The following is a 17,080-nucleotide window of genomic DNA, read 5'->3' on the forward strand; positions in this document are numbered from 1 at the left end:
TTCCTTGACCAGCACTTCATAGTCCGCTCATGAAGAGATCATCGAGGGTGCGCATAGGCGCCACCGCGACGGCGGGAGCGCTGTCGCTCGCCCTCATCACGGGGTGCGGCGGGGAATCCAAGGACAGCGGGAGCGACAGCTCCGCGGCGGACAAGGACTCCTCGTCGACGACGGCCGCCAAGGCGCTCAGCGCGGCCGAGCTGGGCAAGCTGATCATCGCCAAGGGCGACCTGGACGGCTTTGACGTCCAATCCGCCGGTGCCGCCGACAAGTTCGCCGCGTCCAAGGACAAGGAGAAGGTCGTCGACGCCAAGTGCGCGCCGCTCGCCTACGTCCTCACGGGCTTCGCACCGGGCGCGGACGAGAGCGCGTACGTCAACCGGATGGTCCCCGAGAAGAAGGCCACGCCGACGCCCACGGGCACCTCCGACGAGGATCTGGACGCGGCCATGAACGGCCTCCAGGACGCGCTCGACTCGACGATGACGATCGTCTCGCTCTCCTCGTACGACGGTGAGGGCGCCGAGAAGACGCTGAAGTCCGTGTCGGACGCGGTCTCCGGCTGCGCGAGCGGGTTCACGGTCTCGGCGCCGGGCCAGGACACCGAGAAGTTCACGAAGGTCGTCGCCGAGAAGGCCTCCGGCACCGGTGACGAGTCGGTCGCCTTCGCGGTGACCGTCCAGGCCGAGGGCGACACGGGCACGGTGCACGGCGAGGTCGTGCGGCACGGCTCCACGGTCGCCACGTACTACTCGCTCAACCTGGCGGCGATCGCCGGCGAGAAGGTCACGTACGACATTCCGGCGGAGCTGATCAAGGCCCAGGCCGCCAAGCTCAAGTAACACTGCTCCGGGGCCCGTTCGACGAGGAACGGGCCCCGAGCTCCACCCACAAGTCCCTTACTGCAGCGGCCCGGTGACCGTCTCCGCCGCCGCCACCAATCCGCCCTCGCGCACGAACACGTCCGCCGCGGCCAGGTCGGGCGACAGGAACCGGTCGGGGCCCGGCCCCTGGACACCGGCGGCCCGTGCGGCCTCGATGACGGCGCGCGAGGCGGGCGCGGGGGTGAGGCCCGCACGCAACTCGACCGCGCGGGAGGCGGCGTAGAGCTCGACGGCGAGCACGCGCGCGAGGTTGTCGACGGCGGTGCGCAGCTTGCGCGCGGCCGACCAGCCCATGGAGACGTGGTCCTCCTGCATCGCGGAGGACGGGATCGAGTCCGCGGACGCCGGTACCGCCAGCCGCTTCAACTCGCTGACCAGGGCGGCCTGCGTGTACTGCGCGATCATCAGGCCCGAGTCGACGCCGGCGTCGTCGGCGAGGAACGGCGGCAGGCCGTGGCTGCGGTTCTTGTCGAGCAGCCGGTCGGTGCGGCGCTCGGCGATGGAGGCGAGGTCCGCGACCGCGATGGCGAGGAAGTCGAGGACGTAGGCCACCGGCGCGCCATGGAAGTTGCCATTGGACTCGACCCTGCCGTCGGGCAGCACGACGGGGTTGTCGACCGCCGAGGCCAACTCCCGCTCGGCGACAAGGCGGGCGTGCGCCAGGGTGTCGCGGCCGGCGCCGGCGACCTGCGGGGCGCAGCGCACCGAGTAGGCGTCCTGCACGCGCGGGGCGTCGTCCTGGTGGTGGCCGGTGAGCTCCGAACCCTTCAGCACGGCCAGCATGTTGGCGGCGCTGGCGCCCTGGCCCGGGTGCGGGCGGATGGCGTGCAGTTCGGGGGCGAGCACCTTGTCGGTGCCGAGCAGGGCCTCCAGGGAGAGGGCCGCGGTGATGTCGGCCGACTTGTAGAGGCGGTCCAGGTCGGCGAGGGCCATGACCAGCATGCCGAGCATGCCGTCGGTGCCGTTGAGGAGGGCGAGGCCCTCCTTCTCGCGCAGTTCGACGGGGGCGATGCCGTGCTCGGCGAGCAGCTCGCCCGCCGGCCGTACGATCCCGTCGGGGCCCTCCGCGTCGCCCTCGCCCATCAGCGTCAGCGCGCAGTGCGAGAGCGGGGCGAGGTCGCCGGAGCAGCCGAGGGAGCCGAACTCGTGGACGACCGGGGTGATCCCGGCGTTCAGTACGTCGGCCATGGTCTGCGCGACCTCGGGGCGGACGCCCGTGTGTCCGGAACAGACGGTCTTGAGCCGCAGGAACATCAGCGCCCGTACGACTTCCCGCTCGACCCGCGGGCCCATGCCGGCCGCGTGCGAGCGGACGATGTTGCGCTGCAGCTGGGCGCGGAGTTCGGGGCTGATGTGCCGGGTCGCCAGGGCGCCGAAGCCGGTGCTGACGCCGTAGACCGGCTCGGGCTTGGCCGCCAGCGCGTCCACGATCGCGCGGGCCGCGGCGAGCGCCGCCACCGCCTCCGCGGAGAGCTCGACCCGGGCGCCGTCGCGCGCCACGGCGAGAACGTCGGACGCGGTGACCCCGGACGTCCCCACCACCACAGTGTGCATATCCATATTCAGGAGCGTACGCAGTGAAGACGGGGATGTCACTACTGGGTCGGGGTTACGACCCTTACACCGCGAACCCGTTGACGCGCGTCAGGTGTGCCGCCCCCGGAACCGCCGCCGCTCCGCCGGTGCCGACGGCGCGGGAGTGTCGGCCAGCCGCACGACCGGGTCGTCGACGCCCTCCCGGCCGGCCACCACCGGCCGGTCCGCGTGCAGTGCCTTCGCCCGGTACTGGGCGGCGTCCGCGAGCCGGAAGAGCCGGCGGGCGGAGCGGACAGGGCCGATCGGGTCCTCGGTGGACGCGACCCCGCACGCCACCCCGTCGCCCAGTTCCAACTCGGCGGCGCGGCGGCAGAGTTCACGGGCCGCCTGGACCACCTCGTCGGCGGCCGGGCCGACCGCGAGCAGACAGAACTCGTCCCCGCCGAGGCGGGCCGCGAGCGCGCCGGGCAGCATCGCCCCGCACAGGGAGAGGACGGACCCGAAGCGCTCCAGGAGCCGGTCGCCGACCGCGTGTCCCTGGGTGTCGTTGACGCGCTTGAGGCCGTTCAGGTCGCAGACGACGAGACTGACGACGGTCCCGTCCGTGCGGTGCCGCTCGACGGCCTCGTCCAACCGCAGATCGACGGCACGGCGGTTGGCGAGCCCCGTGAGGGCGTCGGTGAAGGCGAGCCTGCGCGCCTCCTCAAGGCGCTCGGTCTGCGCGATCCCGGCGGCCACGACGGAGGCCAGGACGGTCGCGAAGTCGGCGTCGGCCCGCGCGAAGACGGAAGCGCCGGTCGGCCGGGCCACGTACAGCTCGCCCCAGGCCCGCCCGTGCAGCACGATCGGCGCGACGACGCAGGAACCGCGGCCCCGGCGGCGCAGGGCGGCGACGCGCTGATGGACGTAACCGGGGCGCCCCCCTGCGGCAGGCCCCTCGGCCGTCTCCACCCAGGCGTTGGGCTCGCCGCCGCCCGCCCACCGCTCGTGCAGGAACTCGGTGATCTCCGGGAACTGGTGGACGGGGTAGGACTCCTCGTCCGGGAACTCGTCCTCGTCCTCGGCCCGCTCCCCCACGTTGACGAGGACCCGCAGCCGGCTGCGCTCGCGCTCCCACACCGACAGCGCGGCGAAGCTCCCGCCGAGCGCCCGGCAGGCCCCGGCCGCCGCCGCCCGCCACGCCTCACGCGAGCCGTGGGCCGCCGCCATGCCCTGCGCCAACGCGACGACGGCCGTGAGCCGGTTGTCCTCACCCATTACCCCAGGCTAGGGAGGTTTGAGTGGTTATGTGACTCTGGTGCGGCGGTGGGGTGAGTGGCCGCCGGTCACCGGGCCGCCCCACACCCACCGGCCACGGGGCCGCCCCACACCCACCGGCCACCGGGCCGCCCCGCCCCCGCGCCTCCGGTCACCGGGCCGCCCGGCATCCGCACCTCCGGTCACTCCTGCCCGGCACCCAGCCGTCCGACCTACGGGCCTACTCCCCCGGCCACTGCGGCTTCCGCTTCTCGTTGAAGGCGGCGACCCCCTCCGCCCGGTCCCCCGAGAACGCCACCGCCCGCCAGGCCGCGTCCTCGACCTCAAGACCCGCCCGCAGATCAAGACCCTGCCCGAGGCGCAACGCACGCTTGGCCGCGCGCAGGCCGACGGGCGAGTGGGCGGCGATACGGGAGGCCAGCGCCAACGCCGCCTCGCGGTCCCGCCCCGCCTCCACCAGCTCGTCGACGAGCCCCAACTCCCGCGCCTCCGCGGCCTCCAGCCGCCGTGCCGTGAAGATCAGCTCGGCCGCCCGCGCGGCCCCGACCCGCCGGGGCAGCAACTGCGTACCGCCCCCGCCGGGAATCACCCCGACCGACACCTCCGGCAGCCCCACCACCGCCGTACGGTCGGCCACGATCAGGTCGCACGACAGGGCCAGCTCGAACCCGCCGCCCAGCGCGAAGCCGTGCACGGCGGCGACGGCCGGGACGGGCAGTTCCAGTACGCCGGTGTAGGCGGCCCGCGAGCCGGGGCGCTGGCGCAGCATGTCGGCGTCGCTGAACGAGTTCCGCTCCTTGAGGTCCGCGCCGACGCAGAACGCCCGCTCGTGCGTCGAGGTCACCACGACCGCGCGTACGTCCTTGTCGGCGCCCAGCGCTGCGCAGCCCGCGGCGATCGACCGGGCCATCTCGATCGACACGGCGTTCATGGCCTTGGGCCGGTCCAGGACGAGCTCGGCGACATGCCCGTCCTCGTGCCGCCGTACCAGCACGAACTCCCCGAACCGCTCCTCGCTCATGACACCCTCCGGTTAACGCGGGTTAACAACAGCTCCGGCCCCGATCATCGCAGGCGCGCGGGGGCGGGGGAAGGCCGACGGGTTCCGCGCCGGTTCAGGTCCGGCTCCGGGGCCCGCTCCCCGGCCGACTCCCCGTTCGAGTGACAAGCCGCCCAACTCCCGTCGCACCGCCCACGGCAGCGCATAACGTGCGTCCGCCACGGCGCATCGGGGGCGCGAGGGCTGCGGGGAGGGATCGTGATGACGGACACCGAGGTCAGGGCCGACGGGGAGACAGAGGAGACGCAGGAGACAGGGGGCGGCACCCCTGTCTTCGGTCCCCGTCTCTTCGGTTCCACCGGCCGGCACCGCAGGCCACGCCCCCGCAAGGTGCTCTTCGCCGCGGGCGGCATCGCGCTCGCGGCCGGTGTGCTGAGCCTGGTCCGGCTCGCGCCCGAGTCGGGCGTCGGCGGCATCGGCGCGGCGGAGGCGGAGCCGGGGCAGCAGCTCCCCGACATCGGCACCGACCGCGCGACGAACGCCGCCGCCACCCTCGCGGCGAGCCCGGTCCCGTCGGCGACCTCCGTGCTGGGCGGGGAGAGCGCGACACCCACCGGCGTCCCGGTGCCGACGGCCACGACCTCACCGACCGCACTGCCGGGAGCTCGCGTCACCCCGGGTCCCACGACGATCCCGGAGGCGCCCAACGCCCCGACGACCGCGCCCCGGGCCCCGGCACCCGCCACGACCGCCCCCGCACCACAGCCGACTCCGACCGCGACCCAGCCCCCGCCGCCGGCTCCCGCCCCCTCACACACGACCGCACCGCGACCGGCCCCGCAGCCGACCCACGACCCCGGCCTGTGCGTACCGATCGTCGGCGTGTGCGTGGGCCTGCTGCACCGCTGACCCGCCGGCCTACGGAAAGGGCCGACGCGGAAAGAACAGGGCTACGCCGTCCCGGGCCGCCGCGTGAGCAGCCAGGGTTCGACCACGCCCAGGCCGCGCACCGGGCGCTGCCACATCGGCTGGAGTCCGAAACGGTAGGTCGGCGGTTCCTCGCCCTCCTTCTCGGCGGCGGCCGCGGCCTCGGCGGCCTCCGCCTCCGAGGCGGGCGACTCGCCGCTGCGGATCAGCTCCTCCGCGAAGGCGCTGTCGACCAGCACCGCGTCCCGAGGAGCTATCGACGTCAGCCGCGAGGCCAGGTTCACCGTCGTACCGAAGACATCGCCCATCCGTGTGGTCACCGTGCCGAAGGCGATGCCGACCCGCAGCTCGGGCATCGTCTCGTCGTTAGCCATCGTCTCGATCAGCCGCAGCGCGATCTCCGCGGCGATCCCGGCGTCGTCCGCCGCGTACAGCACCTCGTCGCCGAGCGTCTTGATGAGCCGTCCGCCGTGCGCGGCCACCAGGTCGGCGGCGGTCGTCTCGAAGGCCTCGACGAGTTCGCCGAGCTCCTCCTCCTCCATGCGCCGGGTCAGCCGCGTGAAGCCGACCAGGTCGGCGAAACCGACCGCGAGCCGCCGGTCCACCATCTCCTCGTCGTCGGCCGCCTGCACGACCCGGCCGGTCGCGGCGGCGAGCTGGCGCCGCCAGACGTAGACGAGGAACTCCTCCAGCTCGGGCAGCAGCAGCTCGATGAGGGGGTACGTCACCTCGGTGCGGGTCATGCCCGGCTCGGGCGGCTCGGTCAGGCCCTCCAGGAAACTGTCGATCTGCCACTCCGCCAGCCGGGCGGTGGTCTGCCCGGTGGACCGGGCCACCTGCACCGCCATCGCCTCGCTGAGCAGGCCGGCCTCCACCAGACCGGCGAGCCGGCGCAGGGCCAGTACGTCCGCCTCCGTGAGCGCCTTGGCCTGGCCGATGTCGGCGAAGCCCATGGCCCGCCAGAAACGCGAGGCCAGCTCCATGGAGACGCCCGCGCTGCGCGCCGCCTGGAAAGGGGTGTAGCGCCGCTCCGCGCCGAGGATCAGCCCTTCGAGGCGCAGGGCGAGCGGGTCCTCTCCGGGATTCCCTGTGGGGTCGCCGGGGTTGTCGGGCGGGTCAACCCGGCCGTCCGCGCCCGCGCCGGAGCCCGTGTCGTCGACGGTCACGCCTGCTGCCCTTCCGATCTGCCGCGGTCAGGTATCGACCGGCCATAACTCTACGGCAGCTGTGCCGTAGCTCACTCCGTGGAACGGAGGCTTGTGCGACCGCTCAAGGACAAAACCCTCACGCCGGGCGCAGGTGGACGATGTCTCCCGCCCCCACCGGCTCCTGCACCCCCTCCGCCGTCGCGAGGACCAGGCGGCCGTCTCCGTCGATGGCGACCGCCTCGCCGGTGATGGACCGGTCGCCGGGGAGTTCCGCGCGTACGACCCGGCCGAGCGTGGCGCAGCCCGCCGCGTACGTCTCCTGCAGGCCGCTCGCCGCCGGGTCGCCGCCCGCCGCGCGCCAGCGGCCGTACCACTCCTCCAGGGAGCGCAGGACGGCCCGCAGCAGCGGGTCGCGGTCCGTGGTCACCGCGCCGGCCAGTACCAGCGAACCGGCCTGCGGCACGGGCAGCTCGTTCTCCCGCAGGGTGACGTTGATGCCCACCCCGACGACCACCGCGTCGTCGCCCGCGCGCTCGGCGAGGATGCCGCCGGCCTTGCGTTCCTCGCCGGCGATCGTCACCAGGAGGTCGTTGGGCCACTTGAGGGCCGTGTCGACGCCGGCGGCGCGGGACAGGCCCGTGGCCACGGCGACGCCGGTGAGCAGCGGCAGCCAGCCCCAGCGGGTCACGGGGACCTCGGCGGGCCGGAACAGGACGGAGAAGAAGAGACCGGAGCGGGCCGGTGCCGTCCACTGGCGGTCGAGCCGGCCCCGGCCCGCGGTCTGCTCCTCGGCGACCAGGACCGAACCCTCGTCCGCCTTGCCGGACCCGGCCAGCGCGACCAGGTCGGAGTTGGTGGAGCCGGTGCTGCGCACCACCGTCACCTCGCGCCACAGCCCGCCCTCCCGCACCAGCCCGCGCCGCAGCGCGACGGCGTTGAGGGGCGGCCGTTCGAGGTCGGACCAGCGACTGTCGTCTGAGGCATCACGCGGCGTCATGCAAGCCACCCTAGGTGTGTGAAACGCCGCACTGCTGATTCGTAGGGGCCCCACTACTCTACGGATGAGTAACCGTCCCCCCTTTTGAGCAGGCAGGGAGCCGCGATCCCGATGTCCGAGCCGGAAGCGACCGATCTTCACACCACTGCGGGCAAGCTCGCGGATCTTCAGCGCCGTATTGACGAGGCGACGCACGCCGGCTCCGCACGCGCCGTCGAGAAGCAGCACGCCAAGGGCAAGTTGACGGCCCGTGAGCGCATCGAACTCCTCCTGGACGAAGGGTCCTTCGTCGAGTTGGACGAGTTCGCCCGGCATCGCTCCACCAACTTCGGCCTGGAGGCCAACCGCCCCTACGGCGACGGGGTGGTCACCGGCTACGGCACGGTCGACGGCCGCCCGGTCGCCGTCTTCTCCCAGGACTTCACCGTCTTCGGCGGCGCCCTCGGCGAGGTCTACGGCCAGAAGATCGTCAAGGTCATGGACTTCGCCCTGAAGACCGGCTGTCCGGTCATCGGCATCAACGACTCGGGCGGTGCCCGCATCCAGGAGGGCGTCGCCTCCCTCGGCGCCTACGGCGAGATCTTCCGCCGCAACACCCACGCCTCCGGCGTCATCCCGCAGATCTCCCTGGTCGTCGGCCCGTGCGCGGGTGGCGCGGTCTACTCCCCCGCGATCACCGACTTCACGGTCATGGTCGACCAGACCTCGCACATGTTCATCACCGGCCCCGACGTCATCAAGACGGTCACCGGCGAGGACGTCGGCTTCGAGGAGCTGGGCGGCGCACGGACCCACAACTCCGTGTCCGGCGTGGCCCATCACATGGCGGGCGACGAGAAGGACGCCATCGAGTACGTCAAGCAGCTGCTGTCGTACCTGCCGTCCAACAACCTCTCCGAGGCCCCGGTCTTCCCCGAGGAGGCCGATCTCACCGTCACGGACGAGGACTTGGAGCTGGACACCCTCGTACCGGACAGCGCCAACCAGCCGTACGACATGCACACGGTGATCGAACACGTCCTGGACGACGCCGAGTTCTTCGAGACGCAGGCGCTGTACGCGCCGAACATCCTCACCGGCTTCGGCCGGGTCGAGGGCCGGCCGGTCGGGATCGTCGCCAACCAGCCGATGCAGTTCGCCGGTTGCCTCGACATCACCGCGTCCGAGAAGGCCGCCCGCTTCGTGCGCACCTGCGACGCCTTCAACGTCCCGGTCCTCACCTTCGTCGACGTCCCGGGCTTCCTCCCCGGCGTCGACCAGGAGCACGACGGCATCATCCGCCGCGGCGCCAAACTGATCTACGCCTACGCCGAGGCGACGGTCCCCCTGATCACCGTCATCACCCGCAAGGCCTTCGGCGGCGCCTACGACGTCATGGGCTCCAAGCACCTGGGCGCCGACCTCAACCTCGCCTGGCCCACCGCCCAGATCGCCGTCATGGGCGCCCAGGGCGCGGTCAACATCCTGCACCGGCGCACCATCGCCGAGGCGGAGACGAACGGCGACCTCGAAGCCACCCGCGCCCGCCTGATCCAGGAGTACGAGGACGCCCTCCTCAACCCCTACATCGCGGCCGAACGCGGTTACATCGACGCCGTCGTCATGCCCTCCGACACCCGCGGCCACATCGTCCGCGGCCTGCGCCAACTCCGCACCAAGCGCGAGTCCCTGCCGCCCAAGAAGCACGGCAACATCCCCCTCTAGCCCGCCCGGGAGCCGCCATGAACATCAAGGTCGTACGGGGCAATCCGACCCCGGAGGAGCTGGCCGCCGCCCTCGCGGTGGTCCGAGCACGCGCGGTGGCAGCGGAAGCAACGCCGGGCGACGAGGAGCCGCCGAGGGCGGCGTGGTCGGACCCGTCAAGGATCGCCGGCCACCGCCTACCGCAGCCGGGCCCGACGGCATGGACCCGCACGTACTGGCCGAGCTAGGTCCAGCGGAGGCAGGGGCGCGGGGAACCGCGCACAGAGGCGGAATCCCGGGTACCAACTTGAGTACCCGTACTCAGGCGCCGGCCCCCCGCCAAGCCACACGCTGGTGACATGTTGTGGTCCGACCCGAAGAACGAGCCGCCCGATGATCTCCGCGAACTGCAGGAGACCCTCAGGCGGCTCGGTCTCTTCCTGGCCGTGGCCATGATCATCGCCATGATCGTGCTGGGCCTGCGCTAGAAACCGGCGGCTAATCTGACCGCATGACCGCACAGCCGCGCAGACGACTCGTCCTCGCCTCCCAGTCCCCGGCCCGCCTCAACCTCCTCCGCCAGGCGGGCCTGACACCGGAGGTGATCGTCAGCGGCTTCGACGAGGACGCCGTCACCGCCCCCACTCCGGCCGACCTCGCGCTCGCGCTCGCCGAGGCGAAGGCCTCCGTCGTGGCCGCCCGCCCGGACGTGCACGGCGCGTTGGTGATCGGCTGCGACTCGGTACTGGACCTGGACGGCGAGGCGCTGGGCAAGCCGGCCGACGCCGAGGAGGCGACGGCCCGCTGGAAGGCGATGCGCGGCCGCGCGGGCACGCTGCAGACCGGTCACTGCGTCTGGGACACCTCGGACGGCAACAAGCGGTACGTGTCGGCGACGGCCTCCACCGTCGTCCGCTTCGGCGAGCCCACCGACGAGGAGATCGCCGCGTACGTCGCCACGGGCGAACCCCTTTACGTCGCCGGAGCGTTCACGCTCGACGGCCGCAGCGCGCCGTTCATCGAGGGCATCGACGGCGACCACGGCAACGTGATCGGCCTCAGCCTGCCGCTGCTGCGCCGGCTGCTGGCCGAACTGGGCGTCGGCATCACGGAGTTGTGGGCGCCGGCGGAGGCGTGACCTTGGGTCCGTCACCGCCCTTGGCGTCCTGGGGCTCCTCGCGGGCGGGCTCGGGCAGGCTGTCGTAGGTCATCAGCAGCAGCACGATGAGCGCGAGTACGACGACCATGAACAGGAACGCCGACCAGCCCACCAGCCCCCACACGAACGCGGCGAGCAGCCCGTGCACCACGGCCGCGCTGATCAGCAGGACGCGGCCGAGGCCGGCCGGCGGACGGTTGCGCAGGGCCACGAGCAGGGCGACCAGTCCGCACAGGGCGAAGTAGAGCCCGAAGACGATTCCGCCGGCCTTCGAGGACACGGCCATCGTGTCCGAGTCGAGGCCGGCCAGGGACATGTCCTGCCGGTCCACGACGATGCCGAGGAACCAGTTCAGCGCGGCGACGCCGAAGGCTTCCACGAACAGCACGACCGCCACGATCCATGCCACCGGCCTGCGTATCACCGGTCCCCACCCACTTCCGAGCCGACCTCTGGTTACCCCAAGTACGTTCGATACATCGCGAACGCTACTAACGGGTAAACCCGGGGACAAGGGTTCTGCGGACCGCAAAGAATCATTGGGCCATTCGTAGGGACTCCACAAAGAAACGACGTGGGCCGCAGCACGTGATGACAGAGACCTTGACCACAGAGGCGGGCTAGGGTTTCCCCGAGAGGTCCTGCGTACCGAGGTGCGACAAGGGATTTCATGGGTCGGGCACGCCTCGCATCACGCTCCGTGTGGGCAAGCTCACCACCGGGGACGGGTCGAAGTGCCGTGTCGGCAGTCCCTAAACTCGGCTTGTTTCAAGGAGGGAGCCTCAATCGTGCGCAAGGTGCTCATCGCCAACCGTGGCGAAATCGCTGTCCGCGTGGCCCGGGCCTGTCGGGATGCCGGGATCGCGAGCGTGGCCGTATACGCCGACCCGGACCGGGACGCTCTGCATGTCCGCGCCGCGGATGAGGCGTTCGCCCTGGGCGGTGACACCCCGGCGACCAGTTACCTCGACATCGAGAAGGTCCTGAACGCGGCCCGCGAGTCCGGCGCCGACGCCGTCCACCCCGGCTACGGCTTCCTCTCCGAGAACGCGGAGTTCGCCCAGGCGGTCCTGGACGCGGACCTGATCTGGATCGGCCCGCCGCCGCAGGCCATCCGCGACCTCGGTGACAAGGTCGCCGCCCGGCACATCGCGCAGCGCGCCGGTGCCCCGCTGGTCGCCGGCACGCCCGACCCGGTCTCCGGCTCGGACGAGGTCGTCGCCTTCGCCCAGGAGCACGGCCTGCCGATCGCCATCAAGGCCGCCTTCGGTGGCGGTGGCCGCGGCCTCAAGGTCGCCCGCACCCTCGAAGAGGTCCCGGAGCTGTACGACTCCGCGGTCCGCGAGGCCGTCGCGGCCTTCGGCCGGGGCGAGTGCTTCGTCGAGCGCTACCTGGACAAGCCCCGGCACGTGGAGACCCAGTGCCTGGCCGACACCCATGGCAACGTGGTCGTCGTGTCGACGCGTGACTGCTCCCTCCAGCGCCGGCACCAGAAGCTGGTGGAGGAGGCGCCCGCGCCCTTCCTCTCTGAGGCCCAGATGGCGGAGCTGTACTCCTCCTCGAAGGCCATCCTCAAGGAGGCCGGCTATGTCGGCGCCGGAACCGTGGAGTTCCTGGTCGGCACGGACGGCACGATCTCCTTCCTGGAGGTCAACACCCGTCTCCAGGTGGAGCACCCGGTCACCGAGGAGGTCGCCGGCATCGACCTCGTACGCGAGATGTTCCGTATCGCCGACGGCGAGGAACTCGGCTACGGCGACCCCGAACTGCGCGGTCACTCCTTCGAGTTCCGCATCAACGGCGAGGACCCGGGCCGGGGCTTCCTGCCCGCGCCCGGCACCGTGACGACCTTCGCGCCGCCGTCGGGCCCGGGCGTCCGCCTGGACGCGGGCGTGGAGTCCGGCTCGGTCATCGGCCCGGCCTGGGACTCGCTCCTGGCCAAGCTGATCGTCACCGGCGCCACCCGCGAGCAGGCCCTGCAGCGCGCGGCCCGCGCCCTGGACGAGTTCCAGGTCGAGGGCATGGCCACGGCGATCCCGTTCCACCGCGCGGTCGTCAGGGACCCGGCGTTCGCCCCCGAACTCACGGGCAGCGAGGACCCGTTCACGGTCCACACGCGCTGGATCGAGACCGAGTTCGTCAACGAGATCAAGCCCTTCACCGCCCCCGCCGACACGGAGACGGACGAGGACCCGGACCGCGAGACGATCGTCGTCGAGGTCGGCGGCAAGCGCCTGGAGGTCTCCCTCCCGTCCTCGCTGGGCATGTCGCTGGCCCGCACCGGCCTCGCCGCCGGCGCCCGCCCCAAGCGCCGCGCGGCCAAGAAGTCCGGCCCCGTGGCCTCCGGCGACACCCTCGCCTCCCCGATGCAGGGCACGATCGTCAAGATCGCCGTGGAGGAGGGCCAGGAGGTCAAGGAGGGTGACCTGGTCGTCGTACTCGAAGCGATGAAGATGGAACAGCCGCTCAACGCGCACAAGGCCGGCACCATCAAGGGCCTGTCCGCGGAGGTCGGCGCCTCCATCACTTCGGGCGCCGCGATCTGCGAGATCAAGGACTGAGCCGTACGGCATCGACAGGCGCCCGGCAGACGGCAACGGCCGCTCTGCCGGGCGCCTTCGCACAAGGGCAGGTGAGTCCCATGACGGCCAACCCCCCGGCAGGCCTGCGCGCCGACGCCCGCCGCAACTACGCGCGCCTCCTCACCGAGGCCCGCGCCACCTTCGCCGCCCAGGGCACGGACGCGTCCCTGGAACACGTGGCCCGCCGAGCGGGCGTCGGCATCGGCACGCTGTACCGCCACTTCCCCAACCGCCACGCCCTGTTGAGCGCGGTCTTCGAGGACGCGGTGAACGACCTGCGCTCCCGCGCGCAGGAACTCCTCGACGCCCCCGAGCCCTGCACGGCCCTGGTGGCCTGGCTACGAGAGATCGTCACCCACGCCGGTGAGTACCGGGGCCTGTCCCGAGCCCTGATGTCGGTGACGACGGACCACACCTCGGCGTTGTCCCGGTGCAGCGACCCCATCCAGCAGGCGGGCGCCGCACTTCTGACCCGAGCTCAGCAAGCGGGCACAGTCCGAGAAGACGTCACGATCACAGACCTCCTCCAACTGACCCACGCCATCGCATTGGCAGCGGAGGAGTCTCCGGCGGATCCGGATGTGGCGGACCGCTTGCTGACTCTGACGCTACGGGGCCTGAAAGCAAGCTGATCTGCAACGCCCTCAGGGGCGCGGGGAATCGCGCGAACAACCCCCACCGGCTCGCAGCCGCAATACGACCTAGCGCCGCCGCAAATCGGCAACGCGCGCCCGCTCGGCACCTGGCGAAGTCTCACCAAGCGTCGTGGCCGCCCTCAACCCGGCTCCTTGCCGACGAGGCCCCGGCAGAGCCACATCTCGGCGAGCTCCCCGCGGGGGGCTCGCATCACTCCCCGCCCCACCGCCGGAGGCCCCCGCCCCCGCGACAGCGATCTGCACGCCCTGATCCGCCAGCGCCTGCAACTCCGCCCCCGCCCGGTCGTCATGGGCCGGCGGTTCATCGGTCACGAGCCGCGTGATCACATCCGTAGGCACCGTCTGGAACATCGTGTCCGAACCGAGCTTCGTGTGATCGGCGAGCACGACGACCTCCGCCGCGGCCTGCACCAACGCCCGGTCGACGGACGCCGACAGCATGTTGGACGTGGAGAGCCCGCGCTCGGCGGTGAGCCCGCTCCCGGAGAGGAAGGCACGGGAGACGCGCAGCCCCTGCAGGGACTGTTCGGCACCGCTGCCCACGAGGGCGTAGTTGGAGCCGCGCAGGGTGCCGCCGGTCATCACGACCTCGACCCGGTTGGCATGGGCCAACGCCTGGGCCACCAGAAGGGAGTTGGTGACGACGGTCAGTCCGGGCACGCGGGCGAGCCGGCGTGCCAGTTCCTGCGTGGTGGTACCCGCTCCGACCACGATGGCCTCGCCCTCTTCGACGAAGCCCGCGGCGAGATCGGCGATGGCCGTCTTCTCGGCGGTCGCGAGATGTGATTTCTGCGGAAAGCCGGACTCCCGCGTGAACCCGCCCGGCAGTACCGCACCGCCATGCCGGCGGTCGAGGAGTCCTTCTGCCTCCAGTGCGCGCACGTCCCGCCGTACGGTCACTTCGGAGGTCTGGACGACGCGGGCGAGTTCACGGAGCGACACGGCCCCGTTCGCTCGCACCATTTCGAGGATCAATTGGCGACGTTCTGCAGCGAACACGAAACTGACAGTAACGCGGACGACCGTCTGCTTTCAGCAGTTTGCGCCGAATAGCAGAAGTTGTTCGCACACAAGCACGGGGAGTGGTATAAGGCCTACCCGCGCCGACTGCCGTACGCATGCTCGACAACTCCCCGTGACCAGCGGGGAGTCGGTTTCGGCGGTCAGGCCTCGCCGGTGGCCTTCCGGGTGTGCAGCTGTCGGGCCACCTCGGCGATCGACCCCGAAAGGGACGGATAGACGGTGAACGCGTTCGCGATCTGTTCGACCGTCAGATTGTTGTCGACGGCGATCGAGATCGGATGGATCAGTTCCGAGGCGCGCGGGGAGACCACGACACCGCCGACCACGATGCCGGTGCCGGGGCGGCAGAAGAGCTTCACGAAGCCGTCCCGGATGCCCTGCATCTTGGCGCGCGGGTTGCGCAGCAGCGGCAGCTTCACCGCGCGGGCGTCGATCTTGCCGGAGTCGACGTCGGACTGGCTGTAGCCGACGGTGGCGATCTCTGGGTCGGTGAAGACGTTCGAGGAGACCGTCTTGAGGTTGAGGGGGGCCACCGCGTCGCCGAGGAAGTGGTACATGGCGATCCGGCCCTGCATGGCGGCCACGGAGGCGAGCGCGAAGATGCCGGTCACGTCACCGGCCGCGTACACGCCCGGAGCGGTCGTGCGGGAGACCTTGTCGGTCCAGATGTGGCCCGACTCGCGCACCCGCACGCCGGCCTCCTCCAGACCGAGGCCCGCGCTGTTGGGGATGGCGCCGACGGCCATCAGACAGTGGGAGCCGGTGATGACGCGGCCGTCGGAGAGGGTGACCTCGACCCGGTCGCCGACCCGCTTGGCGGCGGCGGCGCGGGAGCGGGCCATGACGTTCATGCCGCGGCGGCGGAAGACGTCCTCCAGGACGGCGGCGGCGTCCGGGTCCTCGCCCGGCAGCACGCGGTCGCGGGAGGAGACGAGGGTCACCTTGGAGCCGAGGGCCTGGTAGGCGCCGGCGAACTCGGCGCCGGTGACGCCGGAGCCGACCACGATGAGTTCCTCGGGCAGCTCGGTGAGGTCGTAGACCTGGGTCCAGTTCAGGATGCGCTCGCCGTCGGGCAGGGCGTCGTCCAGCTCGCGCGGGTGGCCGCCGGTCGCGATGAGCACGGCGTCGGCGGTCAGGGTCTCCTCGCTGCCGTCGGCGGTGCTGACCACGACCTTGCGGGAACCGTCGAGGGCCTGCATGCCCTCAAGGCGGCCCCGGCCGCGCATGACCCGGGCGCCGGCCCGGGTGACGGAGGCGGTGATGTCGTGCGACTGGGCGAGGGCGAGCCGCTTCACACGCCGGTTCACCTTGCCGAGGTCGACGCCGACCACCCGGGCCGCCTGTTCCAGCGGCGGGGTGTCGTCGGCGACGATGATGCCGAGCTCTTCGTACGAGGAGTCGAAGGTCGTCATCACCTCCGCCGTGGCGATGAGGGTCTTCGACGGCACGCAGTCGGTCAGCACCGACGCCCCGCCCAGACCGTCGCAGTCGACGACGGTCACCTCCGCGCCGAGCTGCGCCGCTACCAGGGCAGCTTCGTATCCGCCGGGTCCACCACCGATGATCACGATCCGAGTCACGTACCCCATTGTCCCGCACGCTTCAAGGTGCCACCGCCCCGGGGCGACCCGGGGGGCCCGTGGGACCGGAGAGGTGCGTGTGTCGGCTGCCGTACCCTCGACGCATGTCGCTCTACGCCGCGTACGCCGGCAACCTCGACGCGCGGCTGATGACCCGCCGCGCCCCCCACTCGCCCATGCGCGCCACGGGCTGGCTGAACGGGTGGCGGCTGACCTTCGGGGGCGAGCACATGGGCTGGGAGGGCGCGCTCGCGACGCTGGTCGAGGACCCGCTGTGCCAGGTCTTCGTCGCGTTGTACGACATCGCGCCGCCGGACGAGGAGTCCATGGACCGGTGGGAGGGCGTCGGCCTCGGCATCTACCGCCGGATGCGGGTGCGGGTGCACACGCTGGAGGGCGAGGAGCCCTCGTGGGTGTACGTGCTCAACGGCTACGAGGGTGGACTGCCGTCGGCCCGCTATCTCGGGGAGCTGGCGGACGCGGCGGAGTCGGCGGGGGCGCCGCACGACTACGTGATGGAACTGCGCAAGCGGCCCTGCTGAGAGCTTCTCACTCATACGCTTCTCACAGGTCTCGTTGGAAACGACAAGACAACGATCGCAATCCCGTGAGCTCTGTCATCTACGCGCGTAGGCCGATACCGGCTAC

At 71.7% G+C, this 17,080-nt stretch carries 17 protein-coding genes; 9 read left to right on the plus strand and 8 right to left on the minus strand.

Annotated features, from left to right (window positions below; all coding sequences use genetic code 11):
• Nucleotides 1-29: 29 nt before the first annotated feature.
• Nucleotides 30-842 (plus strand): hypothetical protein, encoded by an 813-nt coding sequence (locus tag ACIQI8_RS21280; protein ID WP_402352695.1) that lies wholly within the window; start codon nucleotides 30-32, stop codon nucleotides 840-842.
• 57 nt (nucleotides 843-899) lie between these two features.
• Here ACIQI8_RS21280 and hutH read toward each other — a convergent pair whose 3' ends face one another.
• The 3 genes from hutH to ACIQI8_RS21295 form a co-directional block, all read right to left on the minus strand.
• Nucleotides 900-2,438, minus strand: coding sequence for a histidine ammonia-lyase (gene hutH / locus ACIQI8_RS21285; protein ID WP_402354075.1), 1,539 nt, complete (start codon nucleotides 2,436-2,438; stop codon nucleotides 900-902).
• A gap of 90 nt (nucleotides 2,439-2,528) precedes the next feature.
• A complete protein-coding gene (locus ACIQI8_RS21290; protein ID WP_402352698.1) occupies nucleotides 2,529-3,677 on the minus strand; it encodes a diguanylate cyclase domain-containing protein in 1,149 nt (382 codons plus the stop codon).
• 220 nt (nucleotides 3,678-3,897) lie between these two features.
• Nucleotides 3,898-4,698, minus strand: coding sequence for an enoyl-CoA hydratase/isomerase family protein (locus ACIQI8_RS21295; protein ID WP_402352700.1), 801 nt, complete (start codon nucleotides 4,696-4,698; stop codon nucleotides 3,898-3,900).
• 240 nt (nucleotides 4,699-4,938) lie between these two features.
• On the opposite strand from ACIQI8_RS21295, the gene ACIQI8_RS21300 reads away from it, so the two are divergent.
• Entirely contained in the window at nucleotides 4,939-5,586 is a 648-nt protein-coding gene (locus ACIQI8_RS21300) for a hypothetical protein (protein WP_402352703.1), read from the plus strand.
• Between the two features lie 41 nt (nucleotides 5,587-5,627).
• Here ACIQI8_RS21300 and ACIQI8_RS21305 read toward each other — a convergent pair whose 3' ends face one another.
• Together ACIQI8_RS21305 and ACIQI8_RS21310 are read right to left on the minus strand one after the other, a co-directional pair.
• The gene (locus ACIQI8_RS21305; protein WP_402352706.1) at nucleotides 5,628-6,770 is read right to left on the minus strand and encodes an adenylate/guanylate cyclase domain-containing protein; all 1,143 of its coding nucleotides are present in this window, start codon (nucleotides 6,768-6,770) and stop codon (nucleotides 5,628-5,630) included.
• A gap of 118 nt (nucleotides 6,771-6,888) precedes the next feature.
• The gene (locus ACIQI8_RS21310; protein WP_402352709.1) at nucleotides 6,889-7,749 is read right to left on the minus strand and encodes a biotin--[acetyl-CoA-carboxylase] ligase; all 861 of its coding nucleotides are present in this window, start codon (nucleotides 7,747-7,749) and stop codon (nucleotides 6,889-6,891) included.
• A 111-nt stretch (nucleotides 7,750-7,860) separates the two neighbouring features.
• Here ACIQI8_RS21310 and ACIQI8_RS21315 point away from each other — a divergent pair, with 111 nt between their 5' ends.
• The 4 genes from ACIQI8_RS21315 to ACIQI8_RS21330 all read left to right on the plus strand — a co-directional run bounded on the left by ACIQI8_RS21315 (nucleotide 7,861) and on the right by ACIQI8_RS21330 (nucleotide 10,570).
• On the plus strand, nucleotides 7,861-9,453 hold the full coding sequence (locus ACIQI8_RS21315; RefSeq protein WP_402352712.1) for an acyl-CoA carboxylase subunit beta: 1,593 nt from the start codon (nucleotides 7,861-7,863) through the stop codon (nucleotides 9,451-9,453).
• 17 nt (nucleotides 9,454-9,470) lie between these two features.
• Entirely contained in the window at nucleotides 9,471-9,680 is a 210-nt protein-coding gene (locus ACIQI8_RS21320; protein WP_402352715.1) for an acyl-CoA carboxylase subunit epsilon, read from the plus strand.
• Between the two features lie 111 nt (nucleotides 9,681-9,791).
• Nucleotides 9,792-9,920, plus strand: a complete 129-nt coding sequence (mmpB, locus tag ACIQI8_RS21325) for a morphogenic membrane protein MmpB (protein WP_402352718.1) — start codon at nucleotides 9,792-9,794, stop codon at nucleotides 9,918-9,920.
• Nucleotides 9,921-9,943: 23 nt separating this feature from the next.
• Nucleotides 9,944-10,570: a nucleoside triphosphate pyrophosphatase gene (locus tag ACIQI8_RS21330; RefSeq protein ID WP_402352721.1), complete on the plus strand. Its 627-nt coding sequence runs from the start codon at nucleotides 9,944-9,946 to the stop codon at nucleotides 10,568-10,570.
• Here the strand turns inward: ACIQI8_RS21330 and ACIQI8_RS21335 are convergent.
• Nucleotides 10,539-11,015, minus strand: a complete 477-nt coding sequence (locus tag ACIQI8_RS21335) for a hypothetical protein (protein ID WP_402352724.1) — start codon at nucleotides 11,013-11,015, stop codon at nucleotides 10,539-10,541. The two genes, ACIQI8_RS21330 and ACIQI8_RS21335, sit on opposite strands and share 32 nt — an antisense overlap.
• Before the next feature lie 364 nt (nucleotides 11,016-11,379).
• Here ACIQI8_RS21335 and ACIQI8_RS21340 point away from each other — a divergent pair, with 364 nt between their 5' ends.
• Nucleotides 11,380-13,152 (plus strand): acetyl/propionyl/methylcrotonyl-CoA carboxylase subunit alpha, encoded by a 1,773-nt coding sequence (locus tag ACIQI8_RS21340; protein ID WP_402352727.1) that lies wholly within the window; start codon nucleotides 11,380-11,382, stop codon nucleotides 13,150-13,152.
• 80 nt (nucleotides 13,153-13,232) lie between these two features.
• Nucleotides 13,233-13,805: a TetR/AcrR family transcriptional regulator gene (locus tag ACIQI8_RS21345; protein ID WP_402352730.1), complete on the plus strand. Its 573-nt coding sequence runs from the start codon at nucleotides 13,233-13,235 to the stop codon at nucleotides 13,803-13,805.
• A gap of 69 nt (nucleotides 13,806-13,874) precedes the next feature.
• Here ACIQI8_RS21345 and ACIQI8_RS21350 read toward each other — a convergent pair whose 3' ends face one another.
• Both ACIQI8_RS21350 and ACIQI8_RS21355 read right to left on the minus strand, forming a co-directional pair.
• Nucleotides 13,875-14,828 (minus strand): DeoR/GlpR family DNA-binding transcription regulator, encoded by a 954-nt coding sequence (locus tag ACIQI8_RS21350; RefSeq protein WP_402352733.1) that lies wholly within the window; start codon nucleotides 14,826-14,828, stop codon nucleotides 13,875-13,877.
• Nucleotides 14,829-14,992: 164 nt separating this feature from the next.
• Nucleotides 14,993-16,441 (minus strand): NAD(P)H-quinone dehydrogenase, encoded by a 1,449-nt coding sequence (locus ACIQI8_RS21355; protein ID WP_402352736.1) that lies wholly within the window; start codon nucleotides 16,439-16,441, stop codon nucleotides 14,993-14,995.
• A gap of 95 nt (nucleotides 16,442-16,536) precedes the next feature.
• On the opposite strand from ACIQI8_RS21355, the gene ACIQI8_RS21360 reads away from it, so the two are divergent.
• A complete protein-coding gene (locus ACIQI8_RS21360; RefSeq protein ID WP_123998112.1) occupies nucleotides 16,537-16,974 on the plus strand; it encodes a gamma-glutamylcyclotransferase in 438 nt (145 codons plus the stop codon).
• The last annotated feature ends 106 nt before the right edge of the window (nucleotides 16,975-17,080 follow it).

This window comes from Streptomyces sp. NPDC092369, assembly GCF_044755245.1.
GTDB lineage: Bacteria > Actinomycetota > Actinomycetes > Streptomycetales > Streptomycetaceae > Streptomyces.

Bases quoted from the DNA above. Each gene is read 5' to 3' on its own strand.
- ACIQI8_RS21280 (WP_402352695.1), top strand. From the start codon at position 30: ATGAAGAGATCATCGAGGGTGCGCATAGGCGCCACCGCGACGGCGGGA.
- hutH (WP_402354075.1), bottom strand. From the start codon at position 2,438: ATGCACACTGTGGTGGTGGGGACGTCCGGGGTCACCGCGTCCGACGTT.
- ACIQI8_RS21290 (WP_402352698.1), bottom strand. From the start codon at position 3,677: ATGGGTGAGGACAACCGGCTCACGGCCGTCGTCGCGTTGGCGCAGGGC.
- ACIQI8_RS21295 (WP_402352700.1), bottom strand. From the start codon at position 4,698: ATGAGCGAGGAGCGGTTCGGGGAGTTCGTGCTGGTACGGCGGCACGAG.
- ACIQI8_RS21300 (WP_402352703.1), top strand. From the start codon at position 4,939: ATGACGGACACCGAGGTCAGGGCCGACGGGGAGACAGAGGAGACGCAG.
- ACIQI8_RS21310 (WP_402352709.1), bottom strand. From the start codon at position 7,749: ATGACGCCGCGTGATGCCTCAGACGACAGTCGCTGGTCCGACCTCGAA.
- ACIQI8_RS21315 (WP_402352712.1), top strand. From the start codon at position 7,861: ATGTCCGAGCCGGAAGCGACCGATCTTCACACCACTGCGGGCAAGCTC.
- ACIQI8_RS21320 (WP_402352715.1), top strand. From the start codon at position 9,471: ATGAACATCAAGGTCGTACGGGGCAATCCGACCCCGGAGGAGCTGGCC.
- mmpB (WP_402352718.1), top strand. From the start codon at position 9,792: ATGTTGTGGTCCGACCCGAAGAACGAGCCGCCCGATGATCTCCGCGAA.
- ACIQI8_RS21330 (WP_402352721.1), top strand. From the start codon at position 9,944: ATGACCGCACAGCCGCGCAGACGACTCGTCCTCGCCTCCCAGTCCCCG.
- ACIQI8_RS21345 (WP_402352730.1), top strand. From the start codon at position 13,233: ATGACGGCCAACCCCCCGGCAGGCCTGCGCGCCGACGCCCGCCGCAAC.
- ACIQI8_RS21355 (WP_402352736.1), bottom strand. From the start codon at position 16,441: ATGGGGTACGTGACTCGGATCGTGATCATCGGTGGTGGACCCGGCGGA.
- ACIQI8_RS21360 (WP_123998112.1), top strand. From the start codon at position 16,537: ATGTCGCTCTACGCCGCGTACGCCGGCAACCTCGACGCGCGGCTGATG.